19 protein-coding genes and 1 tRNA gene are annotated in these 24,005 nt (G+C 35.8%); 7 read left to right on the forward strand and 13 right to left on the reverse strand.

Annotated elements, in window-relative coordinates; translation table 11 throughout:
- Positions 1-26: 26 nt before the first annotated feature.
- The 6 genes from OA85_RS13810 to OA85_RS13830 all read right to left on the reverse strand — a co-directional run bounded on the left by OA85_RS13810 (position 27) and on the right by OA85_RS13830 (position 9,429).
- The gene (locus OA85_RS13810) at positions 27-2,147 is read right to left on the reverse strand and encodes a prolyl oligopeptidase family protein (protein WP_039110373.1); all 2,121 of its coding nucleotides are present in this window, start codon (positions 2,145-2,147) and stop codon (positions 27-29) included.
- A gap of 194 nt (positions 2,148-2,341) precedes the next feature.
- The gene (locus OA85_RS13815; RefSeq protein WP_039110374.1) at positions 2,342-4,549 is read right to left on the reverse strand and encodes a TonB-dependent receptor; all 2,208 of its coding nucleotides are present in this window, start codon (positions 4,547-4,549) and stop codon (positions 2,342-2,344) included.
- Positions 4,550-4,674: 125 nt separating this feature from the next.
- Positions 4,675-5,028, reverse strand: a complete 354-nt coding sequence (locus tag OA85_RS17245; protein ID WP_082014177.1) for a hypothetical protein — start codon at positions 5,026-5,028, stop codon at positions 4,675-4,677.
- A gap of 247 nt (positions 5,029-5,275) precedes the next feature.
- Positions 5,276-6,265 (reverse strand): aspartate-semialdehyde dehydrogenase, encoded by a 990-nt coding sequence (locus OA85_RS13820; RefSeq protein ID WP_039110375.1) that lies wholly within the window; start codon positions 6,263-6,265, stop codon positions 5,276-5,278.
- A 211-nt stretch (positions 6,266-6,476) separates the two neighbouring features.
- Entirely contained in the window at positions 6,477-6,893 is a 417-nt protein-coding gene (gene mscL / locus OA85_RS13825) for a large conductance mechanosensitive channel protein MscL (RefSeq protein WP_039110376.1), read from the reverse strand.
- 88 nt (positions 6,894-6,981) lie between these two features.
- Entirely contained in the window at positions 6,982-9,429 is a 2,448-nt protein-coding gene (locus OA85_RS13830) for a bifunctional UDP-N-acetylmuramoyl-tripeptide:D-alanyl-D-alanine ligase/alanine racemase (protein WP_039110377.1), read from the reverse strand.
- Between the two features lie 302 nt (positions 9,430-9,731).
- On the opposite strand from OA85_RS13830, the gene OA85_RS13835 reads away from it, so the two are divergent.
- The gene (locus OA85_RS13835; protein ID WP_039110378.1) at positions 9,732-10,337 is read left to right on the forward strand and encodes a hypothetical protein; all 606 of its coding nucleotides are present in this window, start codon (positions 9,732-9,734) and stop codon (positions 10,335-10,337) included.
- On the opposite strand, the gene OA85_RS13840 is transcribed toward OA85_RS13835, so the two are convergent.
- Positions 10,332-11,033 carry a porin family protein gene (locus OA85_RS13840; RefSeq protein WP_039110379.1) on the reverse strand — a complete coding sequence of 234 codons (702 nt, stop codon included), beginning with the start codon at positions 11,031-11,033 and terminating at the stop codon, positions 10,332-10,334. The genes OA85_RS13835 and OA85_RS13840 overlap by 6 nt on opposite strands.
- A 405-nt stretch (positions 11,034-11,438) precedes the next feature.
- Between OA85_RS13840 and gnd the strand changes: the two genes are divergently transcribed.
- From gnd to OA85_RS13855, 3 genes are all read left to right on the forward strand, one after another.
- Positions 11,439-12,338, forward strand: a complete 900-nt coding sequence (gnd, locus tag OA85_RS13845; RefSeq protein WP_039110380.1) for a phosphogluconate dehydrogenase (NAD(+)-dependent, decarboxylating) — start codon at positions 11,439-11,441, stop codon at positions 12,336-12,338.
- A gap of 98 nt (positions 12,339-12,436) precedes the next feature.
- Positions 12,437-13,756, forward strand: coding sequence for a gluconate:H+ symporter (locus OA85_RS13850; RefSeq protein WP_039110381.1), 1,320 nt, complete (start codon positions 12,437-12,439; stop codon positions 13,754-13,756).
- Between the two features lie 31 nt (positions 13,757-13,787).
- Positions 13,788-15,206 (forward strand): gluconokinase, encoded by a 1,419-nt coding sequence (locus OA85_RS13855; RefSeq protein ID WP_039110382.1) that lies wholly within the window; start codon positions 13,788-13,790, stop codon positions 15,204-15,206.
- 222 nt (positions 15,207-15,428) lie between these two features.
- Here the strand turns inward: OA85_RS13855 and OA85_RS13860 are convergent.
- From OA85_RS13860 to OA85_RS13885, 6 genes are all read right to left on the reverse strand, one after another.
- Positions 15,429-15,515, reverse strand: a tRNA-Ser gene (locus OA85_RS13860).
- Between the two features lie 62 nt (positions 15,516-15,577).
- Positions 15,578-16,606, reverse strand: a complete 1,029-nt coding sequence (locus OA85_RS13865) for an asparaginase (RefSeq protein ID WP_039110383.1) — start codon at positions 16,604-16,606, stop codon at positions 15,578-15,580.
- Positions 16,596-17,732 carry a 1-acyl-sn-glycerol-3-phosphate acyltransferase gene (locus OA85_RS13870; RefSeq protein ID WP_039110384.1) on the reverse strand — a complete coding sequence of 379 codons (1,137 nt, stop codon included), beginning with the start codon at positions 17,730-17,732 and terminating at the stop codon, positions 16,596-16,598. Before OA85_RS13870 ends, OA85_RS13865 begins: the two co-directional genes overlap by 11 nt.
- A 65-nt stretch (positions 17,733-17,797) precedes the next feature.
- The gene (locus OA85_RS13875) at positions 17,798-18,577 is read right to left on the reverse strand and encodes a TatD family hydrolase (RefSeq protein WP_039110385.1); all 780 of its coding nucleotides are present in this window, start codon (positions 18,575-18,577) and stop codon (positions 17,798-17,800) included.
- Positions 18,578-18,726: 149 nt separating this feature from the next.
- The gene (locus OA85_RS13880) at positions 18,727-19,452 is read right to left on the reverse strand and encodes a tol-pal system YbgF family protein (RefSeq protein WP_039110386.1); all 726 of its coding nucleotides are present in this window, start codon (positions 19,450-19,452) and stop codon (positions 18,727-18,729) included.
- A gap of 2 nt (positions 19,453-19,454) precedes the next feature.
- The gene (locus OA85_RS13885; protein ID WP_039110387.1) at positions 19,455-20,039 is read right to left on the reverse strand and encodes an RNA polymerase sigma factor; all 585 of its coding nucleotides are present in this window, start codon (positions 20,037-20,039) and stop codon (positions 19,455-19,457) included.
- 258 nt (positions 20,040-20,297) lie between these two features.
- Between OA85_RS13885 and OA85_RS13890 the strand changes: the two genes are divergently transcribed.
- The 3 genes from OA85_RS13890 (at position 20,298) to OA85_RS13900 (ending at position 23,953) form a co-directional block, all read left to right on the forward strand.
- Positions 20,298-21,326 carry a hypothetical protein gene (locus tag OA85_RS13890; RefSeq protein WP_052257263.1) on the forward strand — a complete coding sequence of 343 codons (1,029 nt, stop codon included), beginning with the start codon at positions 20,298-20,300 and terminating at the stop codon, positions 21,324-21,326.
- Between the two features lie 208 nt (positions 21,327-21,534).
- Positions 21,535-23,487 (forward strand): PKD domain-containing protein, encoded by a 1,953-nt coding sequence (locus OA85_RS17740; RefSeq protein ID WP_039110388.1) that lies wholly within the window; start codon positions 21,535-21,537, stop codon positions 23,485-23,487.
- Between the two features lie 49 nt (positions 23,488-23,536).
- Complete coding sequence (locus OA85_RS13900; protein WP_369699889.1) at positions 23,537-23,953, forward strand: GxxExxY protein; 417 nt, start codon at positions 23,537-23,539, stop codon at positions 23,951-23,953.
- The last annotated feature ends 52 nt before the right edge of the window (positions 23,954-24,005 follow it).

Raw genomic sequence — 24,005 nt, forward strand, 5'->3', positions numbered from 1 at the left:
CCCGAAGCCTCGGGACAGGATAAATACTAATCAGCTAACTTTTGCAATTCCGTGATACCCATATTGTACAACGTAAAGGCCTGAATATCGACATTTTCCTGAATGGTTGCCGCCACGGATTTTCCTGCGCCGTGTCCTGCATTGATGTCAATTCTAATTAAAGTAGGATTGGTTCCGGTTTGTTTTTCCTGTAATTCGGCAGCAAATTTAAAACTGTGTGCCGGCACTACTCTATCATCGTGATCGCCCGTGGTGACCATCGTGGCCGGATAGTGCGTTCCCGTTTTTACGTTGTGTACGGGAGAATAGCCCTTGATGTAGGCAAACATTTCCTTGCTGTCCTGCGCGGTTCCGTAATCATAAGCCCAACCCGCGCCTGAGGTAAAGGTGTGGTAGCGCAACATGTCCATCACGCCTACGGCCGGCAAAGCGACTTTCATCAAGTCCGGGCGTTGCGTCATGGCAGCACCCACAAGCAATCCTCCGTTTGACCCGCCACGAATGGCCAGAAACTGTGAAGATGTGTAGTTGCCGGCAATCAAATATTCGGCAGCTGCGATGAAATCATCAAAGACATTTTGCTTTTGCATTTTGGTTCCCGCATCGTGCCATTTTTTCCCGTATTCACCACCGCCACGTAAGTTTGGTACGGCCAAAATGCCTCCGTTTTCCATCCAAACGGCATTGGAAATACTGAAAGCTGGTGTCAAACTTACGTTGAATCCACCATAACCATACAACATCGTTGGATTTTTACCATCGAGTTTCAATCCTTTTTTATGAGTGATAATCATTGGGATTTTGGTTCCGTCTTTGGAAGTGTAAAACACTTGTTTGGACTCATAATCTTCGCTGTTGAAATCTACTTTTGGTTTTTGATACACCGCAGAAGTTCCTGATTTTGGTTCAAATGAATAGATAGAACCCGGAGTGATGTAATTCGTGAATGAATAATAGAGTGTTTTTTCTTTTTTCTTTCCGCCAAAACCACCGGCAGTTCCTACCCCCGGCAACTGAATTTCACGAACCAGTTTTCCGGAATAATCGTATTGTTTCACCACCGAAACGGCATCTTTCATGTAATTGGCAAAGAAATAACCGCCGCCGGTTGTTGGTGTCAAAACATTCTCGGTTTCCGGAATGAAATCTTTCCAATTTTCTGATTTTGGATTTTTAACATCCACGGTAACGATGCGTTTGTTGGGTGCATTTAAGTCGGTTTCAATGAACAATTTCGTACCTTCATTATCAATAATGTTGTTGTCGCTCTTAAAATTATCCACAATAGTCACAATAGGACTATTTGGTTTTGTTAAGTCTTGGATGTACAATTCATTTCCATAGGTGGAAGTCGATGCCGTGATGACCAAATAATGGTTGTCCTCTGTAACACCACCGCCTACATAACGTCGTTTTTTATCGGCGCCAAAAATTACTTTATCTTGCTTTTGTGGTGTTCCTAACTTGTGGAAATACAGTTTGTGTTGGTCCGTCTTTGCGGATAATTCGCTTCCTTTTGGTTTGTCATAACTGGAATAATAGAACCCTTCGTTTCCTCTCCAAGACACACCGCTGAATTTTACATCGACTATCGTGTCTTCCAATACTTTTTTAGTAATGGCATCTAATATAATAACTTTTCTCCAGTCGCTTCCACCTTCTGAAATGGCATACGCTACTTTTGAACCGTCTTTGGAGAAATCCAGTCCGCCAAGCGATGTGGTTCCGTCTTTAGAAAACGTGTTGGGATCCAGGAACACCGTTTCGGTTCCTTTGGCGTCTTTTCTGTACAACACCGATTGGTTTTGCAAGCCGTTGTTTTTATAGTAATACGTATAATTTCCCTCGATAAAAGGAGCGCCTATTTTTTCATAATTCCACAGTTTTTCGAGTCTTGCTTTTAATGCATCCCGAAACGGAATTTTGGATAAATACCCGTACGTCACTTCGTTTTGGGCTTTTACCCAAGCGCCCGTTTCGGCAGATTTATCATCTTCGAGCCAGCGGTATGGATCGGCAACTTTGGTGTCGAAATACACATCCACAGTTTCCCCTTTATGGGTAATGGGATATTTTATAGGATTTTGGTTTTGTCCAAAAGAGGCTATTGTAGTTGAAACTGCCATTATTAAAAAAGTTTTTTTCATTAAATTCTGATTTAAATCGTTACAAAAATAGACAAATAGTTCCTGTTCCTTATGTAAGGAATTCTTAAAAAGAGTTAGTCGCACGAATGCCGTTTTTATTACAGTTGTGTGAAAATCGCAAATTAAAACCTTTTCTTAAATAAAAAACGCTACCCTTTCGAATAGCGTTTTTGTTTTTTGCTGAAGCAAATGAGTTACAAATTAAAATTCACACCCAAAACCACGTTTCTTCCTATGTTAGGAATTCCATCGGTTTTCAAGCGGGAAAGGTGCGCGATGTATCTTTTGTTCAAAAGATTATTCCCGTTTAAATTCATGTCAAAAACCGTTTTACCCAATTTTACTTTTCCACCAAAACCCAGATTTACCAAGGAATATCCATTGGATTTGGTTTCAAAACCACTCACGTTATTTTGATTGAAAGTCGTGGAAAGATTCAAAGTCGCAAAACCATCTTCGAGCCAATTTTTGATATTGAATTCGGTTCTAATCGTGTTGTTCCAATTGTTTGCAGGAATTAAAGGCAGAAAATCGCCATTTTCTTTCTTACCGGTTACGGTTTCAAAACTGGTTTCATAATGCAACCAATCCAAAGGATGCGGGTGAAAATGCAGTCCTATTTCGCCTCCGTACAACTTGGCATTATTCTGAATATAATCAAAAACAGCATTATTGTCAATCACTGCTCCTGTTGGTGAGGTGTAGATATAATTATTGATGTGGTTGTAAAATCCATTGGCAAAAAACTCAAAATGGCTGTTTTTATATTCCAAATTTACATCGGTTTGTACATTTTGTTCCGTTTTCAAATCGCTGTTTCCTACTTCATAACGATTCGTTCCCTCATGAACACCATTGGACGTTAATTCGGCTAGGTTTGGTGCTCTAAATCCAGAAGCAAGATTCAACCGCAATGTCAAATCATCAGCAAGATTCGTTTTATAACCCAAGGAAGCATTGAAACTGTCGAATGATTTATCGACGGCTTTAAAATAGCCTTCGGAACCTGCAATTCCATGTTCTACAGTAATAATTTGTCTATTATCGAAACGCAATCCGGCTTGGAAAACATTTTTTTTCCACTCATAATTAGCGGTTCCAAAAACACCAAAATCATTGGTCGTCGCATCTGGAATCAAATATTCTTCACCAGAATTTGTGTTAGTTTGGTGCATTCCCTGTATTCCAAAAATAGATTCCACTTTGCCTATTTTTGGCAAATGGTATTTCGCATCGTAATTGAATGTTTTCAGTTTCATGTGTAAACCAGCGACATTGCTGTCTACGAACTCACTTCGGTCATTGGCAACATAACCCAAATCAACATCCAGTTTTGATTTTTGGAAAAAGAAAACATTGTTCAAACTCAGCAAATGATTGAAAACGCCTTGTCTTGGAAATCCTGTTTCCTTACTGGTGGTTTGTTCAGCAATGCCATCTTCCGGGATTCCTAAATCCAGCTTGTTGTAATTGTAACGCAGCACACTTGAAAATTTAGCATTACTATAGCCAATCCCTGTTTTGAAATCGGTTTCATTGTAACGGGTATTCGTTACTCGGTCGCCATTAGCAATTTTATAATCAGAGTGTGTATTGTAACTTCCGCGAGCTAGGAATTTCCAATTATCGGTAGACGTTTTCAGCCCCAAAGAAGAATTACTACCCAAGGTATTCGAGAATAATTTTTGGCTGAAATTAGCTTTGAAAGTATTGGCATCAGCAAATTTTTCGGGATTAAAATACAAAACACCACCCAAAGCATCTGAACCATACAACAATGAAGCCGGTCCTTTGATAACCTCAACACTTTCTATTCCCGAGTCGTTTAATCCCAAACCATGTTCGTCACCAAACTGTTGATTTTCCATTCGAACGCCTTGTGAATACACCAAAACCCGATTGCCGCTTAGTCCGCGAATTACTGGTTTCCCAATGGATGTTCCGGTAGAAACCTGTGAAACTCCCGGAATCGTTGCCAGTCCTTCGATTAAAGTGGCAGTTCCTTTTCGTTGTAATTCTTTCATGCTTTGATGTTCCACTTTCATCACATTTTGCGATTGTATTTTATTGAAAGCGGTCGAAACAATCACTTCATCCATTTGGAATATCGTTTCTTCAAGGATTACATTCAGTGTATTTTCTTTTTGTAAAGCAGTTATGGCTTTATTTTGTGTCCCGAACCCTACGAATGTAAAAGTCAATTTTAAGTTTCCACTAGGCAGATTGATAAAGGTATATTTTCCGTTTTCGTCTGTTGCTGTTCCCTTGTGTAATTCTGATGCATACACCGAAACGCCTTTTATGGGTTGGTTATTCTTATCCATTACGATTCCCGAAAGGGTATTTTGCGCTTGAAGCATTGCCGAAAACCCCAAGAATAGGGCTATAATAAAATTTTTCATTGAAAATGATGGTATTGTTCCTCACCCCAACCTTCTCCAAAGAAGAGGGAGTCGAGTCCGGAATTATTTAGTAAATAAAATAGAAATGATAAGTACTGAAAAAATCAACAGAAGTTGAAAAAAATTCAGCTTAAGTTATTTACAGGTGGTCCGCGATGGGAATATAAACTTCCGGAAAAAGAAAGAACAACTTCCTTAGTCGTAATAAAATAAGGAATTTCTTTGTAACAGGAATGTAATTGATAGGAGAAATCTTTTGGAGAAATATAACTGCCAAAAGTAAAATCACAGACATAACAATGATCAAAACTGTGGTGTTGATGCGTTATCTCTTTATTGGTAACATTGTATTTATGATGGCACTGCTTTTCGGAAAGCTGTTGCTCTAAATGTTCATAGGTATGGAAGGATTGAAACAGTATTGAGAACAATACCGCAATCGCCAAAGAAAGACTTATTAAGAGTTTATTCTTTTTCATCCTTGACAAAGGTAACAAAACAATTTAGAAAAAGTAACACGGTCTTTTAGCATATAAGATATTTAAGGAAACATAAGTTTTAAACCCAAATAAAAATCACTCTCTTAAATGAACTTATATTCCTTATATGTTTCATAAATAAACTGTTTTTATTGGTTATGAAAAACTGCAAAAAAGAAAACCATTTGTTCTGACAAAATTTAATTTGACAAAACAAATGGTTTTAATTTGAACTAAAAATTAAGTATTACACCAATTTAGCAGCAATCAAATATTCTGCAATTTGTATGGTGTTAGTAGCAGCTCCTTTTCTAAGGTTATCAGCAACAATCCACATATTCAAGGTGTTTTCTTGGCTTTCGTCACGACGAATTCTTCCTACAAAGACATCATCTTTACCTTGTGCATACATTGGCATTGGGTAAGTATAAGTATCATTGTTATCTTGAACCACAACACCATCCGTATGATGTAAAATATTTTGTACTTCGCTAATATCAAAATCATTCGTGAATTCCACATTTACCGCTTCACTGTGTCCACCTACGATTGGCACACGAACAGCAGTAGCCGTAACTGCAATTGAATTATCACTTAAGATTTTTTTAGTTTCACGAACTAATTTCATTTCTTCTTTAGTGTACCCGTTGTCTTCAAATGAATCACATTGTGGAATTGCATTTCTGTGAATTGGATATTTGTAGGCCATTTCACCTTGAACTCCTGCGTATTCATTTTCTAACTGTTGTACTGCTTTTACACCCGTTCCAGTAATGGATTGGTACGTAGAAACAATAACACGTTTGATATTGTACTTTCTATGTAATGGAGCCAAAACCAATACCATTTGTATCGTAGAACAGTTTGGATTTGCAATGATTTTATCGGCTGCAGTCAATTCAGACGCATTGATTTCAGGAACGATTAATTTTTTGGTTGGATCCATTCTCCAAGCCGATGAATTATCGATAACGGTTGTTCCCGCTGCTGCAAATTTTGGAGCCCATTCCAGTGAAGTATCACCTCCTGCAGAAAACAAAGCAATATCCGCTTTCATGTCTACAGCAGTTTGCATACCAACCACTTTATATTTTTTACCTTTATATTCTATTTCTTTTCCCACTGATCTTTCAGAAGCAACCGGAATTAATTCTGTTACAGGGAAATTTCTTTCTGCCAATACTTTTAACATTACTTCGCCAACCATTCCAGTAGCGCCTACAACTGCTATTCTCATAGTATATTTTTATTATTGAGTACTAAATTTGAATGGCAAAAGTAAGTAATATTCAAATTAAAACAAGCGTGTTCACAAAAAATAACAAAATGTTATAAATATAACAATTCATTGCTTCCTATCTAAAACAAAAAGAAAAACCGCCTCCATTACGAAGCGGTTTAGTCCTGAAATTAATTCAGGATAAATTAGAATATATAGTATAGCGGTATTATTTTTTCAATAAATCTCTAATTTGAGTAAGCAATTCTTCCTGTGTAGGTCCAGCTGGAGCAGCAGGAGCAACTTCTTCTTTCTTTTTAGCTTTTTCAGCAGCTCTTAAAACAACAAAAATAAAGAAAGCAATAATGACAAAATTAATGATGGCTTGCACCAAATTTCCATAAGTAATTACAGCGGCACCGGCAGTTTTTGCAGCAGCTAGAGTTTCATAGCTCTTTCCGTCCAGTGTGACAAATTTTTGTGTGAAATCAATTCCACCAGTTATCAAACCTACAATTGGCATAATAACGTCATCTACGGCAGATCCTACAATTTTACCAAAAGCACCACCTATAACAACAGCTGTGGCTAAACTCAATACGTCACCTTTCATTAAAGATGCTTTAAAATCACTGAAAAATCCCATAATTTATTTTTTAAGGTTAAAATTTATTTTGTATTACGAATTTAATTAAAATTTCAAAACAATTAACAGTCTTTTCCCTAATATTTAATTATTCTCTATAAAACACCCGTTTTACCCGTTGCGATATACTCGTAAGAATTTCATACGGTATGGTATTTAATTTTTGGGCTATGTAATTTACGGTTGGGCTTTCGCCAAAAATAATTGCCTCATCCCCTTCTTTACAATCAATTTCGCTGACATCTACCATCAGCATATCCATACAAATACTGCCCAGAATAGTCGCTTTTTCATTTTTAATGTTCACAAAACCTACTCCATTTCCCCAACCTCTTGAAATCCCATCCGCGTAACCTATAGGAATTGTGGCGATTTTTGTTGGTTTCTCCGCCATAAAACGTCTGCCATAACCCACACTTTCACCGGCAGGAATAGTCCTGATTTGAGAAATTACTGATTTTAGTGTTCCTACATTTTCTAAATACTTCTGTTCTTCACTGTCATTTGAAACGCCGTAAAGACCAATTCCAAGGCGAACCATATCAAATTGTGAATCCGGATAATTACTGATTCCCGAAGTATTTAAAATATGACGAATGGGTTTTATTTGTAATTCGGTCATTAATTTTGAGGATAATTTCTCAAACAAATCAATTTGCGAATGTGCAAAATCTTTGTATTTTAAATCATCACTCGTAGCCATGTGAGACAAAATACTTTTCACTTTAACGGTTTGATTCCCTTTTAAAGTCGCTATCAAATCATCAATCGTATTATTCTCAAAACCCAAACGATGCATTCCGGTATCGAGCTTTATATGAATAGGAAAATGTTTTAATTTCTTTTGCTCTGCAATTTTCAGAAACGCACGCAATCCTTTCAAGCTATAAATTTCAGGCTCTAATTGATGTTGAATAATTGCCGCAAAACTGGTAGTTTCCGGATTCAATACCATAATTGGCAAATTAATTCCGCCATTTTTTAACGAGATTCCTTCATCGGCGAAAGCCACGCCCAAGTAATCTACTTTATGATGTTCCAGCAATTTGGCAATTTCAAGACCACCGCTTCCATAACCAAAAGCTTTTACCATCACCATTATTTTAGTTTTTGGTTTCAACTTTGATTTAAAGAAATTCAGGTTGTGGCTAATGGCATTCAAGTTAATTTCCAGAACGGTTTCGTGTGTTTTCTCTTCTAATAAAGCCGCGATTTCTTCAAAATGAAATGTACGCGCTCCTTTAATCAAAATCGTTTCATTGTTGAAATCCAAATTTTCAAAACCAGCAATAAATGCTTCCGTATTTTTGAACGTAACACAATTGGTAAATTTATTTTCGAATGCCGAAATGGTTTCGCCAATCCCAATAACTCTGGTAATTTTGTTCGAAACTATCAACTGCGCAACTTTGGAATATAACTCCTCATTGGACAAACCACTTTGAAAAATATCCGATAATATTACCGTCTTTTTTTGACGTTTATTTTGGCTTTCAAGAAAATCCAACGCTATTTTCAGCGATTGAAAATCGGAACTATAACTGTCATCAATAATACTGCAATTATTGATTCCGTTTTTAACTTTCAAACGCATTTCGACCGGATACAACAATTCCATTCGGTTTTGAATCGTCTTTTCGTCATATTTAAAATGCAGCAAGACCATCAAACATGAAATCGCATTTTCAATGGATGCTTTATCCTGAAACGGAATGATCAATTCGAATGCATTTCCTTTGTATTGGTATTGAATGGTTGTGCTGTCGTTTTTAATTGCTGTATGAAAGACAAAAACATCAGCATCTTTCGAATCAAAACTCCATGTAAATGCTTTTGTTTTTTTAGAAATAAAGGAATCTACTAATCCATTCTTTTGATAAATAACCACTTCCGAATCTTCAAAAAGCAGCATTTTCTCTTTTATTTTTTCTTCTAAACTCGTAAAACCTTCGTCGTGTGCTGAACCAATATTCGTTAAAATCCCAATCGTGGGTTTGATAATGGGTTTCAGTTTTTCCATTTCTGAACCGGTGGAAATCCCCGCTTCAAAAATCCCAAGATTGTGTTGTTCATTAATTGCCAAAACGGACAAGGGAACTCCAACCTGTGAGTTGTAACTTTTGGGGCTTCGAATAATATTATAATCCGGACTTAATAGAAAATTGAGCCATTCCTTTACTATCGTCTTACCGTTACTTCCCGTCAATCCGATAATAGGAAAGTGAAAAAGACCGCGATAATACGCCGCAAATTGTTGCAAAGCTTCCAATGTATTTTTGACAACCAGAAAATTAGCTTTGGTTTCACAATCATCAGGAATATGGGTAACTACAAAGTTTTGAACGCCTTTTTCAATTAAATCTTTAATGTAAATGTGCGCATCATTATTGGTTCCAACCAAAGCAAAAAATAAGGTTTGCGAACCATTTTGCAACGAGCGACTGTCGATAGAAATAGTATCAATTGAAACGGCATTGTTGTTGCCTACAAACTCGGCCTGAATTTGAGGAATAATATTTTGGATTTTTAGACTCATTGATTTGCAATACGACTGACGCCGATTTTACTGATTGATACAAATTATTATATCGAAAGGAAAGGAGCGGCACTTTTGCGAAAGCGCAGCAATTACTAATTTTCTTTCTAAAACTTCCTCAAAAATAACACTTCTTTTCAAAATGAAGACTTCGAAACGCTACAATTTACAGCTATTTCGGTTTATTAAAACTCAAATAAAAATACCTTCTATAGTTAGAAATACGTTAAAAACGCCATAAATACCAACCAACTATTTTATCATTATCGCTATATTTGTTGGTATAAATACCATTAGAAATCTTGAAAAAAATCCTTCCAATATTCTCCTACATTTTTCATCCGATATTCATTTCGGTAATGGCAACGCTGGTTTACCTTTTTTATAATGCTTCCTTTATTATAAATCAGGAAAAGTTAGTCATTTTTTTACAAATCTTAATTATTACGGTAATCGTTCCTGTCCTGCTATTTTTTTTACTACGTGCTGCCGGAAAAATTGATTCCATAATGGTTGCCGAAGTCTCACAACGTAAAATTCCGTTGCTCCTTCATTCTTTTCTCCTTATTTTATTGGTTCGAAAAAGCATTACTATAGACCGATATCCCGAATTGCATTTCTTCTTTTTGGGAGCATTAATGAGTACTTTGCAAGCTTTAATATTATCCTTTTTTAAGACAAAAGCCAGTTTGCACATGATGGGCATCAGCTCCTTAACGGTATTTGTTATTGGAATAAGTATGCATTACCAGGTTCAAAGCACTTTTTTGATTGCTTTTTTAATACTTATGAATGGTCTCGTGGCTTCCTCCCGTTTAGAAATGAAGGCGCATACGACTACTGAACTGATTATTGGGTTTCTCCTAGGAAGTGTTTCGCAACTGCTTTTGCTGTATTTATGGCTATAAAATATAGAAAATAATTCCAATATTCAGAGAAGTCATATCGATAGGTTTGCCGTCAATTTTTGCGGTTTTGAACAGAGAATTCAAACCATAATACGCATATACGTTTATTGTATTGTACCCCGATGAAATATAAGCTCCGTATAGAAACTTATTGAAATCTTTATTACCCGAAACAACTATTTTACTTTTATCATCACTGTAAATAGAACGGTCATAAATTAAATAACTAAATTTAAATCCTCCGTAAATTCTCCAAAACTTGTAGCTTTCATAGGTTGATGTTCTCCATCTGAACTCAAGAGGAACCTCAACTAATAGTTGTGAAAATTTATTTTTGCTAAAGGTTGTTTCGGCATCAATAATTGAATAGGCGGGCGTTTGATCTGTATTAGAAATGGCAAGATTTTGATTGTAATTATTATAAGAAAAACCAATACCGGACGCGATTGCAACAGTTCTATTTTTATTTATAGGCATATCCCTAAGAAAACCAGCCGAAAAGCCAGTTGATAATTTACTTTGTGATAACCCTACAGGTTTGTTCAATAACGTATTATATGTAAATCCAAAATAAAACTGATCTTCTCTATACAATGAATCAATTTTTGCTTTTGGCGTATTTTCTTGTTTCACAATTTCTTGCGAAAAAACAGAAAGAACGGATAAGAAAAGAAAAGAACTCAGAAATAATCGCATATTGCTTTTGGTTTAAAATTACTTAATGATTGTTCCACACCTATTCATAGGTTTTTATTTCTCATTATGACTTTACAAATATAGGATTTTGATACTTTTCTAATGCGTATTGCTGACAAATAAAGTTGATTATAACTAAACACACAAAAACTTAAATCAACTTATATTTCTCTTATATGTTGAGAAACATAAACCCTGTAATAAACATAAGTTTATTTAAAAAATTGTGTGGCAATTCAAATCTGCTCCATCAAAAAACAATTAATTAACATATTGATTTAAGCTAGTTTAAATATTTCTTGAATAAATTGCTTGTTAAAAAATTAAAACCAATATTTTTACTAGAAAAAAATTTTAAACGCTTTTGCAAAAGCATTTTCAAATTATACTTAAAACAAAAAAGTCATGCAAATTGGAATTATAGGATTAGGAAAAATGGGCTTCAACCTTGCCCTTAACTTACAGCGAAATGGTTACGAAGTAGTAGCCCAAGATGTAAATACAGACTTTGTAACAAAAATTGGTCAGGAAGGAATCACAACTGCACTTTCAGTAAAAGAATTATGCAATAAATTAATCGACAGAAAAGTGATTTGGTTAATGGTTCCTGCCGGTGAAATTGTAGACGGAGTTATCACTTCCCTAATTCCTTTTTTAGAAAAAAATGACATTATCATTGACGGAGGAAACTCTAACTATAAAGATTCCAAACGTCGCTATTCCCAACTGAAGGAACTTGGTATTGACTTTTTAGATTGTGGAACTTCAGGTGGAACTTCAGGAGCTTTGAATGGTGCTTGTACGATGATTGGCGGAGATGCTCCAGTATTTGAATATGTTGCGCAAGTTTTCAAGGCTATTTCTGTTGAAAATGGTCATTTATATACCGGTGCAGCCGGAAGCGGTCATTTTACCAAAATGGTTCACAACGGAATAGAATATGGTATGATGCAATCCATCGCTGAAGGTTTTGAAGTTTTTGAACATTCCGAATTTGATATTGATTTCGAAAAAACGGCTAAACTATTCAATCATGGCTCCGTAGTTCGCAGTTGGTTAATGGAATTGACAGAAAATGCGTTTTCGAAAGACCCTAAATTAGATGGTATTAAAGGAATTATGCATTCTTCAGGCGAAGGAAAATGGACATTAGAAACAGCCTTGGATTTAGGCGTTCCTACTCCGGTTATCGCCCTTTCAATCATGATGCGCTACCGTTCCCAAATGCAAGATACTTTCTCCGGAAAGGTAGTAGCAGCACTTCGCAATGAATTTGGCGGTCATGCGGTCGAAAAAAATGAGTAATAGAAAATCTTTACTGCATTTAAAAGTTCAAAAACAGTCTCGACTGCGCTCGATTTAACACCCATTTATCTGATTCTTAATTTATCACATTCCAGTCTATGTCCATATTAATTTTAATTGCAAGTATTCTTTTATTGCTTGTTTTGATATCCGCAATAAAACTGAATGCTTTCATTTCATTGATTATTGCTTCTCTTTTTGTTGGAATTGCTAAGGGCATGGGCTTTCCTGATATCATTAACTCGCTTCAGCAAGGAATCGGGAGCACATTGGGCTCTTTGATTTTGATTATCGCTTTGGGAGTTATTTTAGGAAATATCCTTTCGGATAGTGGCGCGGCGCAACGAATAAGTGCTGTAATGATTCGGTCTTTTGGTGTTAAACACATCAAATGGGCGATGATGCTTACGGCTTTTGCAGTAGGAATTTCGATGTTTTACAATGCCGGTTTTGTGATTTTGATTCCAATGGTTTTCGCTGTCGCAAAAAGTACTAAGCAACCCATTATTTATCTTGGAATTGCGATGGCCTCGGCACTTTCTGTGACCCACGGTTTTTTACCACCTCATCCTGGACCAACAGCCATTGCCGTGATTTTTAAAGCAGATATTGGCAAAACATTACTTTACGGATTAGTGATTGCTATTCCCACTTTAGTGATTGCTGGGATTGTTTTTCCAGAATTCATTAAGAAAATTATCGCCAATCCACCGAAAGGATTATTCGAAAGCAAAACATTCGACGAAAACGAAATGCCATCTTTCGGTATCAGTTTTTTGACCGCGCTAATTCCTGTCATTTTAATGGCATTGGCAACAACAAGCGAATTAACCCTGCCCGAAACATCATCCTTACGTCATATCCTTGGATTCATTGGAAATCCCACCACTTCAATGCTTATTGCGGTATTGTTTGCAATTGTATTTTTAGGTATCAATCGCGGTCGAAAGATGCAGGACCTTATGGATAAATCCAGTTCGGCACTGAGTTCTGCCACCATGATTATTATGATTATTGCAGCTGGTGGTGCTTTCAAACAAGTATTAATTGACAGCGGTATCGGCACTGATTTAGCTGCTTCTTTCGAACAATCAACACTCTCTCCTTTACTTTTAGGCTGGTTAATCGCAACGATTATTCGTATTGCCTTAGGTTCGGCAACCGTAGCAGGATTAACCGCGGCAGGAATTGTACAACCTTTAGTGGTTAGTTCCGGAATCAGTCCAGAATTGATGGTATTGTCTATAGGAGCCGGAAGTTTAATGTGTTCGCATGTAAATGACACGGGTTTCTGGATGTTTAAAGAGTATTTTGGAATCAGTATTTCAGATACGTTTAAAACATGGACCGTCATGGAAACCATAATCGGAGTTATGGGATTAGCAGGTGTATTGTTACTGAATTTATTTGTGGGATAGGAATAGTAAGCTTTAGAATAAAAAAAATTAAATGAAACAGTTTTACATAGGAATAGATATCGGCACTACAGCAACTAAAGCAGTGTGTTTTGACAAGGCAGGGAAAGTGATTCGTCAATTTACCCAGTCCTACCCTATGTATCACCCAAAGCCTGATTGGAGTATACAAAAACCCAATGAAATTTTAATGGCTGTTTTAGAATGCATTGCCGAAATCACAAAAGGAATCGAGCCTGAATTTATCAGTTTTAGTTCGGCTATGCAAAGCATCATAGCTATAGACAATACTGGAAAACCCATTACCGATGCGATTCTGTGGGCAGATAATAGAGCGCATTCACTAGCCGAAGCGTTAAAAGAGTCCGAGCAAGGTAAAAACTTCTATCAAAAAACAGGAATTCCTATTCATACTTTTTCTCCCATGACTAAAATTGCTTGGTTGAAAGAAAATGATGCAACACACTTTTCTAAAGCGCATAAATTTATTAGCATTAAAGAATACATTTGGCATCATCTTACAGGCGAATATGTAATTGATTCCTCCATGGCATCGGGTACTGGGTTAATGAATATTCATACGATAAAATGGGAATCGGAAATTCTTGAATTTTTAAAAATAGAAGAATTACAACTTTCTACTATTGTTAGTCCAACGCATCAAAGCAAAGGGCTATCCGATGGTTTCCATTATATTCTTGGTGGCGGTGACGGAGTATTGGCAAATTTAGGAACCGAAGCAATGGAAACTGGACGTATGGCATTATCCATTGGAACCAGTGGAGCAGTGCGTTTGCCAGTTGACAAACCTTATATTGATTCCCAAATGCGAACGCAATGTTATCATTTGATGGACAATCAATACTTAAAATTAGGAGCGGTTAATAATGGTGCAATTGTTTTGCAATGGCTAAAAGAGTCTATTTTAAAAACGAACGAATCTTTTGAAGAATTGTTTGTACAAGCTGAAACAATTCCTGCGGGATCCGAAGGCTTGCTTTTTGTCCCTTATTTATTGGGAGAAAGAGCTCCTATTTGGGATGCTTCCGCTCAGGGAACACTTTTGGGTATCCGAATTATCCATACCAAAGCACACTTGATTCGAGCAACACTGGAAGGCATCTTATTTGGACTATTGAGTATTACAGAAATTTTACTTCCTGATCCGGAAAAAAGACATGAAACCACCATCATGGCTAGCGGAGGTTTTGGAAAAAGCGAACTTTGGCTGCAAATGGTCGCTGATATTTTTCAAATGAAAGTAATTGTGGCCGAAACAATCGAAGCTTCTGCTTGGGGAGCTGTTTTAATTGGTTTTAAAGCTACTGGGATTACTATTTCAAATCATACCCAAATTGGAAAAACCTTTTTACCAAATAAAGATCACAAAGAAATTTACGAACAGGGTTTTGAGAAATTCAAACGGGTTTATCCTTTGTTGAAAGATATTTAAAACGAGCTTTTTAAGTTAATTCTAATGTCTGCTATAAAAAGTTTGTCACGCTATAGATATAGATTACCTTCGGTGATCCCAGGAGGGGGCGTCTCACAAAGAAATCAATGCTTGGCATTTCATGCCTGATCCTTTTTTGTTTTATACGCTTAGACAAACAAAAAAGTTTGTCACGCTATAAAACAAAAAATGCTTCCCTTTCAGGAAGCATTAATTTCATTGCAGAGAGGATGGGATTCGAACCCACGATGCAGTTACCCACATACTAGCTTTCCAGGCTAGCTCCTTCAACCACTCGGACACCTCTCTATTTTTATTCAAGGTTGCAAAGAACACAAAAAAAACTGACTTAGAAAAGTAAAATCTGAATATTATACCATTTCTCCACGTAAAGGTGTTTCAAAGATAGTTTTGAAGTCTTTTGGAGCAATTTTTTGGTTCAATAAGTACATTAATTTTGTAATTGCTGCTTCGGTAGTGATGTCTTTACCTGAAATCACTCCAATTTTTTTCATTCCTGTACTAGTTTCATAATGTCCCATACTGACACTTCCTCCGGAACATTGGGTAACATTAATGATGTACAATCCTTTTTCAATCGCTTTACTCAAAAGAGCTATAAACCAATCTTCGGTTGGAGCATTTCCAGATCCATAGGTTTCTAAAACAATTCCTTTAAGATTTTGAATATTAAAAATGGCCGAAAGAACTGTTTCGTTTATTCCAGGAAACATTTTTATGATGACCACATTATTATCTAAATTCTTATGGACCTTTAATTTTCTAACTCTTGGTATTGGTAAAAATAATTCGGGATTCGTATTTAAATGAACACCGGATTCTACCAAAGCGGGATAATTTGGGGATGTAAATGCTTTGAAATGTTCTGCATTCATTTTTGTCGTTCTGTTACCACGATATAATTTGTATTCAAAATAAAGACAAACTTCTCTTATAACGGGTTTTCCATTTTCACGTAAAGACGCGATTTGGATAGCCGTAATTAGATTCTCTTTGGCATCGGTACGTAAATCTCCAATAGGCAACTGCGATCCGGTAAAAATTACAGGTTTTGATAAATTTTCGAGCATAAAACTCAATGCCGATGCGGAATACGACATGGTATCCGAACCATGAAGCACCACAAATCCATCAAATTCAGCATAATTTTCTTCGATAATCGAAGCAATTTTAGCCCATTCTTGAGGATTCATATTGGAGGAATCGATAGGGTTTTCGAAAGAAATAGTCTCTATCTCGCAGTCTAATTGTTTCAATTCAGGAATTCGCTGCAATAATTTACTAAAATTAAAAGCCTTGAGCGCACCCGTTTCAAAATCTTTCCTCATACCAATGGTCCCACCAGTATAAATTAGAAGTATTTTGGCTTTAGATAACATTATGGTATTTTGATTTATTAACTACAGGATTAGAGTACATAGCTAAAAATCCTTGTAATGCAATGGGATTCGTTTCGTCAATACGCATCTCTAACCTACGTTCGAAAAGTGATTTCTCATTTTCTGTATAAAGATGGGAATGGGTATTGATTTTATTTACTATATCATACGCGATATAATTGGTAGGCCATAGCTTATAATTGGACAATATAGAGTCATCAATAACTTGTGCCAATGCTAGTATTTGCTTGTTACAATTATCATTTTCAGCAACGATTGTATCTATTTCTGTATCTAAAACTTTTCCAATATGAATATGAATTCTTTTCTTCTGTCCCAAAGCGCCGCTAAGGATTGTCATGAAGTCTTCATTTTTTTCTTTGATGTAAATCTCATTATTTGCTTCAGCCATTAATTGAGGCATTTTCAAAGCATCAGTTGGATCGTATTCATAGGAAATAGAAACTGGGACGATTTTAATTTTTTTGAAATAATCCATCAAATTCTTTTCATCTGAAGCCATTCCCAGCATTTTTAAAACACCCGGGTTTGTAGCATCATTTCCATCTTTGGTTCTTCCTTCGCGTTGTGCAATCCAAACCGAACGGTTTTCATGAAGCAACAAGTGACCTATATATTCTGACAATAACTTCGAACTCTGCAACATTTCTCTTGGCGTTAAGCCACGTTGTACCAAAAAATTACGGTTTAATTTTGCTAATGTCTTCAAAAAAGATTTTTTAACCAAATTATCTCCAATTGCTGAAGCCGTCATCACTAATCCGTGCTCAAACAAAGCAGCATTCAACAAAGTGGTATCTAAAAGGATATCACGATGATTTGAAATAAATAGGTAAGACGTATTAGGTTCTAAATTTTCGAAGCCAGAAGTAGTTAATCCTTCGGAACTTTTTTCCAATACTTTCTGAACGGATTGGTAAATAAAATTACATTGAAAATCACGAATAGAATGCGTTTTTCGGAGTTGTTCTTTCCAAACTTCGTCAGCAACATCCGGAAAAGAAAAATTCATTAATGCCTTCATCATAGGGTGATGAATCACATTTTGAAGAGCCTCGTTTATTTCGGAGTCGTAAAATGGCCGAATGGCGTCAAATTTCTGCATTGTTAGTTTTCTATGTTTGTGTGGGCAAATGAACAAAAAAAAAGTTAAAATAAAATAAATTTGTTTTAAATCCCAAAAATTGCTTTAGAATTTTCAGTTGTTGTCGCTGCAATTTCATTTGGCGTCAGACCATAAATTTCGGATAACTTGTTTAAAACATTTACCAGATAGCTGCTTTCATTCCTTTTTCCTCTATAAGGAATGGGTGCTAAATAAGGTGAATCTGTCTCTAAAACGATGTGTTTCAATTCTATTTGATTCAGGAATTGGTCGATTTTACCGTTTTTAAAAGTCACTACACCGCCTATTCCAAGTTTCATATTATACGAAATTGCCTGTAATGCTTGCTCGTAAGTCCCCGAAAAACAATGAAAAATCCCAAACAAATCATCAGAATTTTCTTCTTCCAGAATTTCGAATATCTCCTCAAAAGCTTCGCGACAATGAATCACTATAGGTAATCTATATTTTTTTGCCAGTTGAATTTGTCTTCTGAAAGCAATTTGTTGCTGAGGCAAATGCGTTTTGTCCCAATACAAATCAATCCCAATTTCACCAACGGCATAGAATTTTCTTTTAGCCAACTCCGCTTCTACATGTTGCAACTCTTCCAGATAATTATCTTTTACATAAGTAGGATGCAAACCCATCATCAAGAACACATTATCGGGATAATTTCTTTCTAATTCATACATGGATTCCGTACAAGAAGAATCGATTGCAGGAATAAAAAAACGAGAAACGCCAGCATCAATTGCTCTTTGGATCATTTCACTACGGTCTTGGTCAAATTCCTCAGAATATAAATGAGTGTGTGTATCGGTTATTATTGTTGTTGTTTCCAAGTGTAAAGTTTAAGAGTACAAAGTTGCGAAGTTTTTTAAAATTTAACCACAAAAGTCACAAAAGAAAAAAGACACTCCAGAAAATTCTTTTGTGTCTATTTGATGCAGTAATAAAAGGCTCTTTTTTGTGACTTTTGTATTTAAAAAACCTAATCCAATTTCTTCAACAATTCCTGAACTTGATCATAATCCTCGTAATCTGAAGGAATCGTCAACAAGATTTCCTTACATGATTTATACTCTTTCTGTTTTAATTTAGACAAGGCAAGACTCCAAATCGCTTTATTTTTATAAATGGAAGTTCCTGCTTTCAGTTCATTAAAAACAGCTTCAGCTTCTTTAATTTTGTTAGTTTCCAATAATGAAATCCCATAAAAATATTGAATTTCAGGATTTTTTTTCTCTTTTAAAACAGTTTCAAAAAACGGGATAGCCGCTTTATAATTTTTAGCATTGAAAGCCTCTTCTGCCTGTTTCAAATTAGCATCAACAGTGCCTCTTTCGGTGAAATAAGCATTCTCCTGTTGGTTAAAATCTTCAAAATTTGGATTTGGATTAAAAAGAAATAACCCAAATAAAATAGCAATTGATGCGGCAACTAAATACATCCAAGGCTTGAATGCAATCACTTTTGCTTTCGGCTTATAAGCTTTGAAATGATTATTAGAAATCGATTGTAAGTTTTCTTTGAAAGCATCAAATGCATCGGCATTGCCAAATTTATTTTCCAAGTGAAGATTTAATTCCTTGAAAGTGTCAAATGCCGAAGCCAATTCCGGATCTTCAGCCAATTGGTTCTCGAACTTTACTTTATCCTCGGCAGACAATTCGTCTTGAAAATATTGGTCGAATACTATATAATGGTCCTCGTTCATGGCTAAGTGATTTTTAAAGATTTAAAGCGATTCGTTTCTTGAATCCACTGGGTTAATTGCCCCGTACACAACGATTTTTTCTTCCGGACATAACCATAAGTCACATTGAGTTTTTCCGCCACTTCTTCCATTGACTTAATAGTAAAACTCAATTTTAATAACTCTTGGCATTTGTCGCCCAGTTTTTGAAACATCGCATCAAAAAGCTGTTGTTTTTCCTCGAATGCTTCGGTTTCTGTAACCATATCGGCTGTGGGTTCATTATTAGATGTAAAATCTTCATCAATTGTTACCCCTTTATTCGATGCTTTTTTCAATTCATTCAACCATTTCCTTTTACACAATAAAAAAAAGTAGGCATCAAACGGGCAGGTGAGTTGCAATTTATTGGCTTTAGCCTGATTAAAAAGCAAAATCATAATTTCCTGAACCACATCTTGAGCCTGATCTTCATCACCGGAATTATTCCTTATATAGGAAACCACTTTGGGAACAAACTTCTTATAAATAGATTGGATAATTGCCGAATTATTATTGGCAAGTCCCTCTATATAGATTTGGTCGGGATGAATCACATTGTTAGCCATAAAAAAACTTTTTATCGAAAATAGTAAAAAAAGGGGTAACAATTATAAAACCAATTTGATATAGCTATGTAAACGTTCTTTAAACAACTTGAAATTATCCTGACTTTAAAAAAAATAAGATTAAGGGGTAACAAAATAATAAAAGAGTTGATATAAGAATGAAGCCATAAGAATCTAAAATAAATTCAGATTAAAGGGGTAACAATTACAAAACAAAAAGTATCTATTTAAAAAAAACAATTTAAAAAATTAGAAATCATGAAATCAACGATTCACGCACACCAAAAAAACAATTTGAAACTTGTAAGTAAAACAAATTTTAAAAACATCGGATTATTATTCTTAGCAACAATTTCATTAGTAAGCTGTAACAATGATAGCAACGACACCGCTATTTCACCAGCATCGGCAGCAGAATTTGCAGCTGTCAAAAAAGTAGCTTTAGACGGACAAACACAAAAATTTACCATGACCGCAGGAACTGGCGTAATCACGCTAACATCAGCCAAAGGAGTTAAATTATACATCAATGGAGATTGTCTTACCAAAGGCGGAAATCCTGTAACTGGAACAGTCGATATTGAATTTGTGGAACTTTTTGACAAAGGAAATATGTTGGTAACCAACAAACCTACCATGGGAATAATGGGAGATGGAAATAGAAATTTATTGATTTCTGGCGGAGAATTCTTTATCAAAGCGACACAAGGTGGAGTTGATCTTGCAACTACATGCAACATTAATCTAAAGGTTCCCGCAAGTTTAACTGACGGTGTAGATACAGCAATGACATTTTGGACAGGAATTGTAGATGATAATGGAGACTTAGCTTGGAAAGATGCTAGAGATGCAGCTGGAACAAATGGCGGTAAAGGCGGCGTGCAAGCGGAACAAAATAATTATTACGTTTCTTTTGGAAACTTTGGATGGACAAATGTAGATAAATTTTATAGCGACCCAAGGCCTAAAACGACCATTCTTGCTGATGCTCCTGACGGTTATGACAACACCAATAGTGCGATTTATTTATCTTACGATGGCGAAGGACAAAATGCACTTGCAAAATTAGATACCTACACTGCAGCCGGATTATTCAGCGAACATTACGGTCAAATTCCAATAGGATTAGCATGTCACGTGATTTTTGCAACCGAAGATAATGGGCAATGGAGATACGCCATCAAAGCCGTTACCGTTCAGGCAAACGATGTGTATACTTTTACCTTAGCCGAAACTACGCTAGGTACCGAAGCCCAATTAGTAGCCGCAATCAATGCTATTCAGTAGTTTACAAAATAAATTTAATAAAAAAGTGGTGATTTGCTCATCACTTTTTTTTACATTTAAAAATATTTTCGAATTTATCCTGATGCTTTTCAGGAGCTAATCCTGCTGTACACTGTATCTTTCTTGTCCAGAACTTGCTTCTGGATCCTGAACTAAATTAAGGACAAGAAAGGATGCCGTTTCCATCAGGGCTAAAACCACCCCGATTATGAAACCAACTTTATTTTTCCTCTTATTTCTAACCTCTTTTCTACTTTATTCCCAAACAAAAGTAAAAGACACCATCACCCGAAGAGCAAACATTGGTTACAATCAAAAAGGGAATCTAGTCACTTTCAAGCCAGAAACACCTCCACTTATCCCAATAGCCGGCGCACCAAAACCCAGTTATTCCTACTTATGGGAAATGGGCGACGGACATTACAGCAAAGAAGCGGAACCCAAACACGTTTACAAAACCAAAGGAACCTATACCGCCCGACTTACCGTAACCAATAATTATGATAATGGAAAACCACCCGCAACAAGACCAAAAAAAGTAGTCGTAAATGAAGTTTCAGAAGAAGTTTACAAAGACATTGCTTCCATCGAAGAACAAAACGGATTCGCTATCCAAAAAAATTGTGACCCCATTCCGGAACAAGAAATAGTTGTTATTTTAAGTTATCAAAATCTGGAAAACTATGTGAGCAGTGGTAAATTATATCTTTTTTACAACGAAAAACAATTCAAAAACAACAACTTCGAATTGGTTGATTTTAGAACGCATGCCGGAGAACGCGAAATCAAAGAAAACACCATTGTATCCATAAATGACCTGGACGATTCTAATTCATATTTGGCGTCCAATGAAACTCTAGCTCCAGCCAAAAAATTCAAAACCACCACCACCGAGGAAGATTTAGACGCCACTTTAGTAGAAGCCCATAAAACGTACAAAAACGTTTCCATTTTGGAATTTGACGACACTAATCCAAAAGAAACCCACAATGTTTTCTATACGTTCAAAACTACACCCGAAATGATCAAAGACACAAGCGCAACCATAACCATGCGCGGTATATTTGTTCCCAATCGAAGTTTCAAAAACCACAAAATAAAAAATCTGGAGATGGAAATCGTCACTTCACATGACCCTAACAAAATGGGTTCTAACGGAAGTTTCATGAATTATAGGTTGGTGCGATTCAAGAGAGTCAACTTCAAAACCCGCTTCCAAAACAATGGCGAAGGTCCGGCAAGAATGATTCGTCTGGAAACTGATATTCCGGAAATGTTCGACAAAAAAACATTTCAAATTGAAGATATGTACCCCAAATGTCCTATTTGCCCGAAAGGCGAAGTACCTACAACAAGTTGTTTAGACACGATTATCAAACAAAATCAAATATTCTTCACCTTCAAAAACATTTATTTACCCGGAAGCAATCAAAAAAATATAAAAGAAATTGACAGTACCAAGGGCTTTGTAAAATACTCCATGAAATTCAATAAAGACTTTCACAAAACAAAGACCAAAAGCAGAACTGCAATAATTTTCGACAAAAACGAACCTATTATTACCAATTATGCCACTACCCGATTCTTACCCGGAATTTCTATTGGCGCTAAAGCGGGTTATAATTTGTATCCCAATTTGGAAAATTCCAAAAGCTATTTTGTTGGTGCAACCATTTCTCCCTTCAAATCCTATCGCTATTATTGGCAGGCTGAATTCGTAAACAGTATTCATACCTTTGACAATTCAAGTTCAGTTACAGATACATTTATAACCAGTCCCAATGGCGGTCGGCAACTACAACGTACCACAACAGCATCAAATAATAGCAACATCAACTGCGAAATTCCGGTATTGATTCGTTACAATATTAATAATTATATTGGTATTGGAGCAGGATTGCAAGCCAACATCAATATTTCGGAGCAGCAGGAACAAAGACAAAAAGTCGAAACCTATGAAGGGATAACCGATAAAATTTTGATCAACACAACCAAAGCATCCAATTCGGTTTCCAATTCATTTACAAATTTAAAAACAGGTTTACTTTTTGATTTAACGATAGGCGCAGCCAGAATTGGTCCAAGTTTAGGAGCTCGATATGTGATGAATTTCAAGGAGAATTTTAATTATTTTCAATTTTATGGAATATGGAAGTTTTGAGTTTAAACACAAAAGTCATAAAAGAAAAGCAAAAGTCACAAAAGAAAAAATGATGCAAATAACGAAAACGTTTTTAAAAGATTTAACATACAAAATAAATGGAGCTGCAATAGAAGTCCACAAAGAATTAGGTCCTGGATTGTTAGAAAGTGTTTATCATAAATGCATAAAAACAGAATTAACGCTAAGAGGAATTTCATTCAAATCAGAATTGAAAGTGAGAATAAACTTCAAAGAAAATGAACTTGAAACTGATTACAGATGTGATTTATTAGTAGAAGATTGTATTGTCGTAGAATTAAAAGCACAAGAAAATCTCCCCCCAATTCATCAAGCGCAAATATTAACGTACATGAAACTCTTAAAGAAACCAAAAGGAATACTCTATAATTTTCATTGCATTAACTTATACAACGAAGGTCAAAAGACATTCGTAAATGAATACTTTAGCGCACTGGAAGATTAAAAAAAGCTTTTAGTAGCTAACAAAACTTTTGCGCCTTTTGCTTTTCTTTTAT

The sequence above is a fragment of the Flavobacterium sp. AED genome (assembly GCF_000812945.1).
Lineage (GTDB): Bacteria > Bacteroidota > Bacteroidia > Flavobacteriales > Flavobacteriaceae > Flavobacterium.

Excerpts from the sequence above, each read along its gene's own strand:
- OA85_RS13810 (WP_039110373.1), bottom strand. The coding sequence starts at position 2,147 with ATGAAAAAAACTTTTTTAATAATGGCAGTTTCAACTACAATAGCCTCT.
- OA85_RS13815 (WP_039110374.1), bottom strand. The coding sequence starts at position 4,549 with ATGAAAAATTTTATTATAGCCCTATTCTTGGGGTTTTCGGCAATGCTT.
- OA85_RS17245 (WP_082014177.1), bottom strand. The coding sequence starts at position 5,028 with ATGAAAAAGAATAAACTCTTAATAAGTCTTTCTTTGGCGATTGCGGTA.
- OA85_RS13820 (WP_039110375.1), bottom strand. The coding sequence starts at position 6,265 with ATGAGAATAGCAGTTGTAGGCGCTACTGGAATGGTTGGCGAAGTAATG.
- mscL (WP_039110376.1), bottom strand. The coding sequence starts at position 6,893 with ATGGGATTTTTCAGTGATTTTAAAGCATCTTTAATGAAAGGTGACGTA.
- OA85_RS13830 (WP_039110377.1), bottom strand. The coding sequence starts at position 9,429 with ATGAGTCTAAAAATCCAAAATATTATTCCTCAAATTCAGGCCGAGTTT.
- OA85_RS13840 (WP_039110379.1), bottom strand. The coding sequence starts at position 11,033 with ATGCGATTATTTCTGAGTTCTTTTCTTTTCTTATCCGTTCTTTCTGTT.
- gnd (WP_039110380.1), top strand. The coding sequence starts at position 11,439 with ATGCAAATTGGAATTATAGGATTAGGAAAAATGGGCTTCAACCTTGCC.
- OA85_RS13850 (WP_039110381.1), top strand. The coding sequence starts at position 12,437 with ATGTCCATATTAATTTTAATTGCAAGTATTCTTTTATTGCTTGTTTTG.
- OA85_RS13855 (WP_039110382.1), top strand. The coding sequence starts at position 13,788 with ATGAAACAGTTTTACATAGGAATAGATATCGGCACTACAGCAACTAAA.
- OA85_RS13865 (WP_039110383.1), bottom strand. The coding sequence starts at position 16,606 with ATGTTATCTAAAGCCAAAATACTTCTAATTTATACTGGTGGGACCATT.
- OA85_RS13870 (WP_039110384.1), bottom strand. The coding sequence starts at position 17,732 with ATGCAGAAATTTGACGCCATTCGGCCATTTTACGACTCCGAAATAAAC.
- OA85_RS13880 (WP_039110386.1), bottom strand. The coding sequence starts at position 19,452 with ATGAACGAGGACCATTATATAGTATTCGACCAATATTTTCAAGACGAA.
- OA85_RS13885 (WP_039110387.1), bottom strand. The coding sequence starts at position 20,039 with ATGGCTAACAATGTGATTCATCCCGACCAAATCTATATAGAGGGACTT.
- OA85_RS13890 (WP_052257263.1), top strand. The coding sequence starts at position 20,298 with ATGAAATCAACGATTCACGCACACCAAAAAAACAATTTGAAACTTGTA.
- OA85_RS17740 (WP_039110388.1), top strand. The coding sequence starts at position 21,535 with ATGAAACCAACTTTATTTTTCCTCTTATTTCTAACCTCTTTTCTACTT.
- OA85_RS13900 (WP_369699889.1), top strand. The coding sequence starts at position 23,537 with ATGATGCAAATAACGAAAACGTTTTTAAAAGATTTAACATACAAAATA.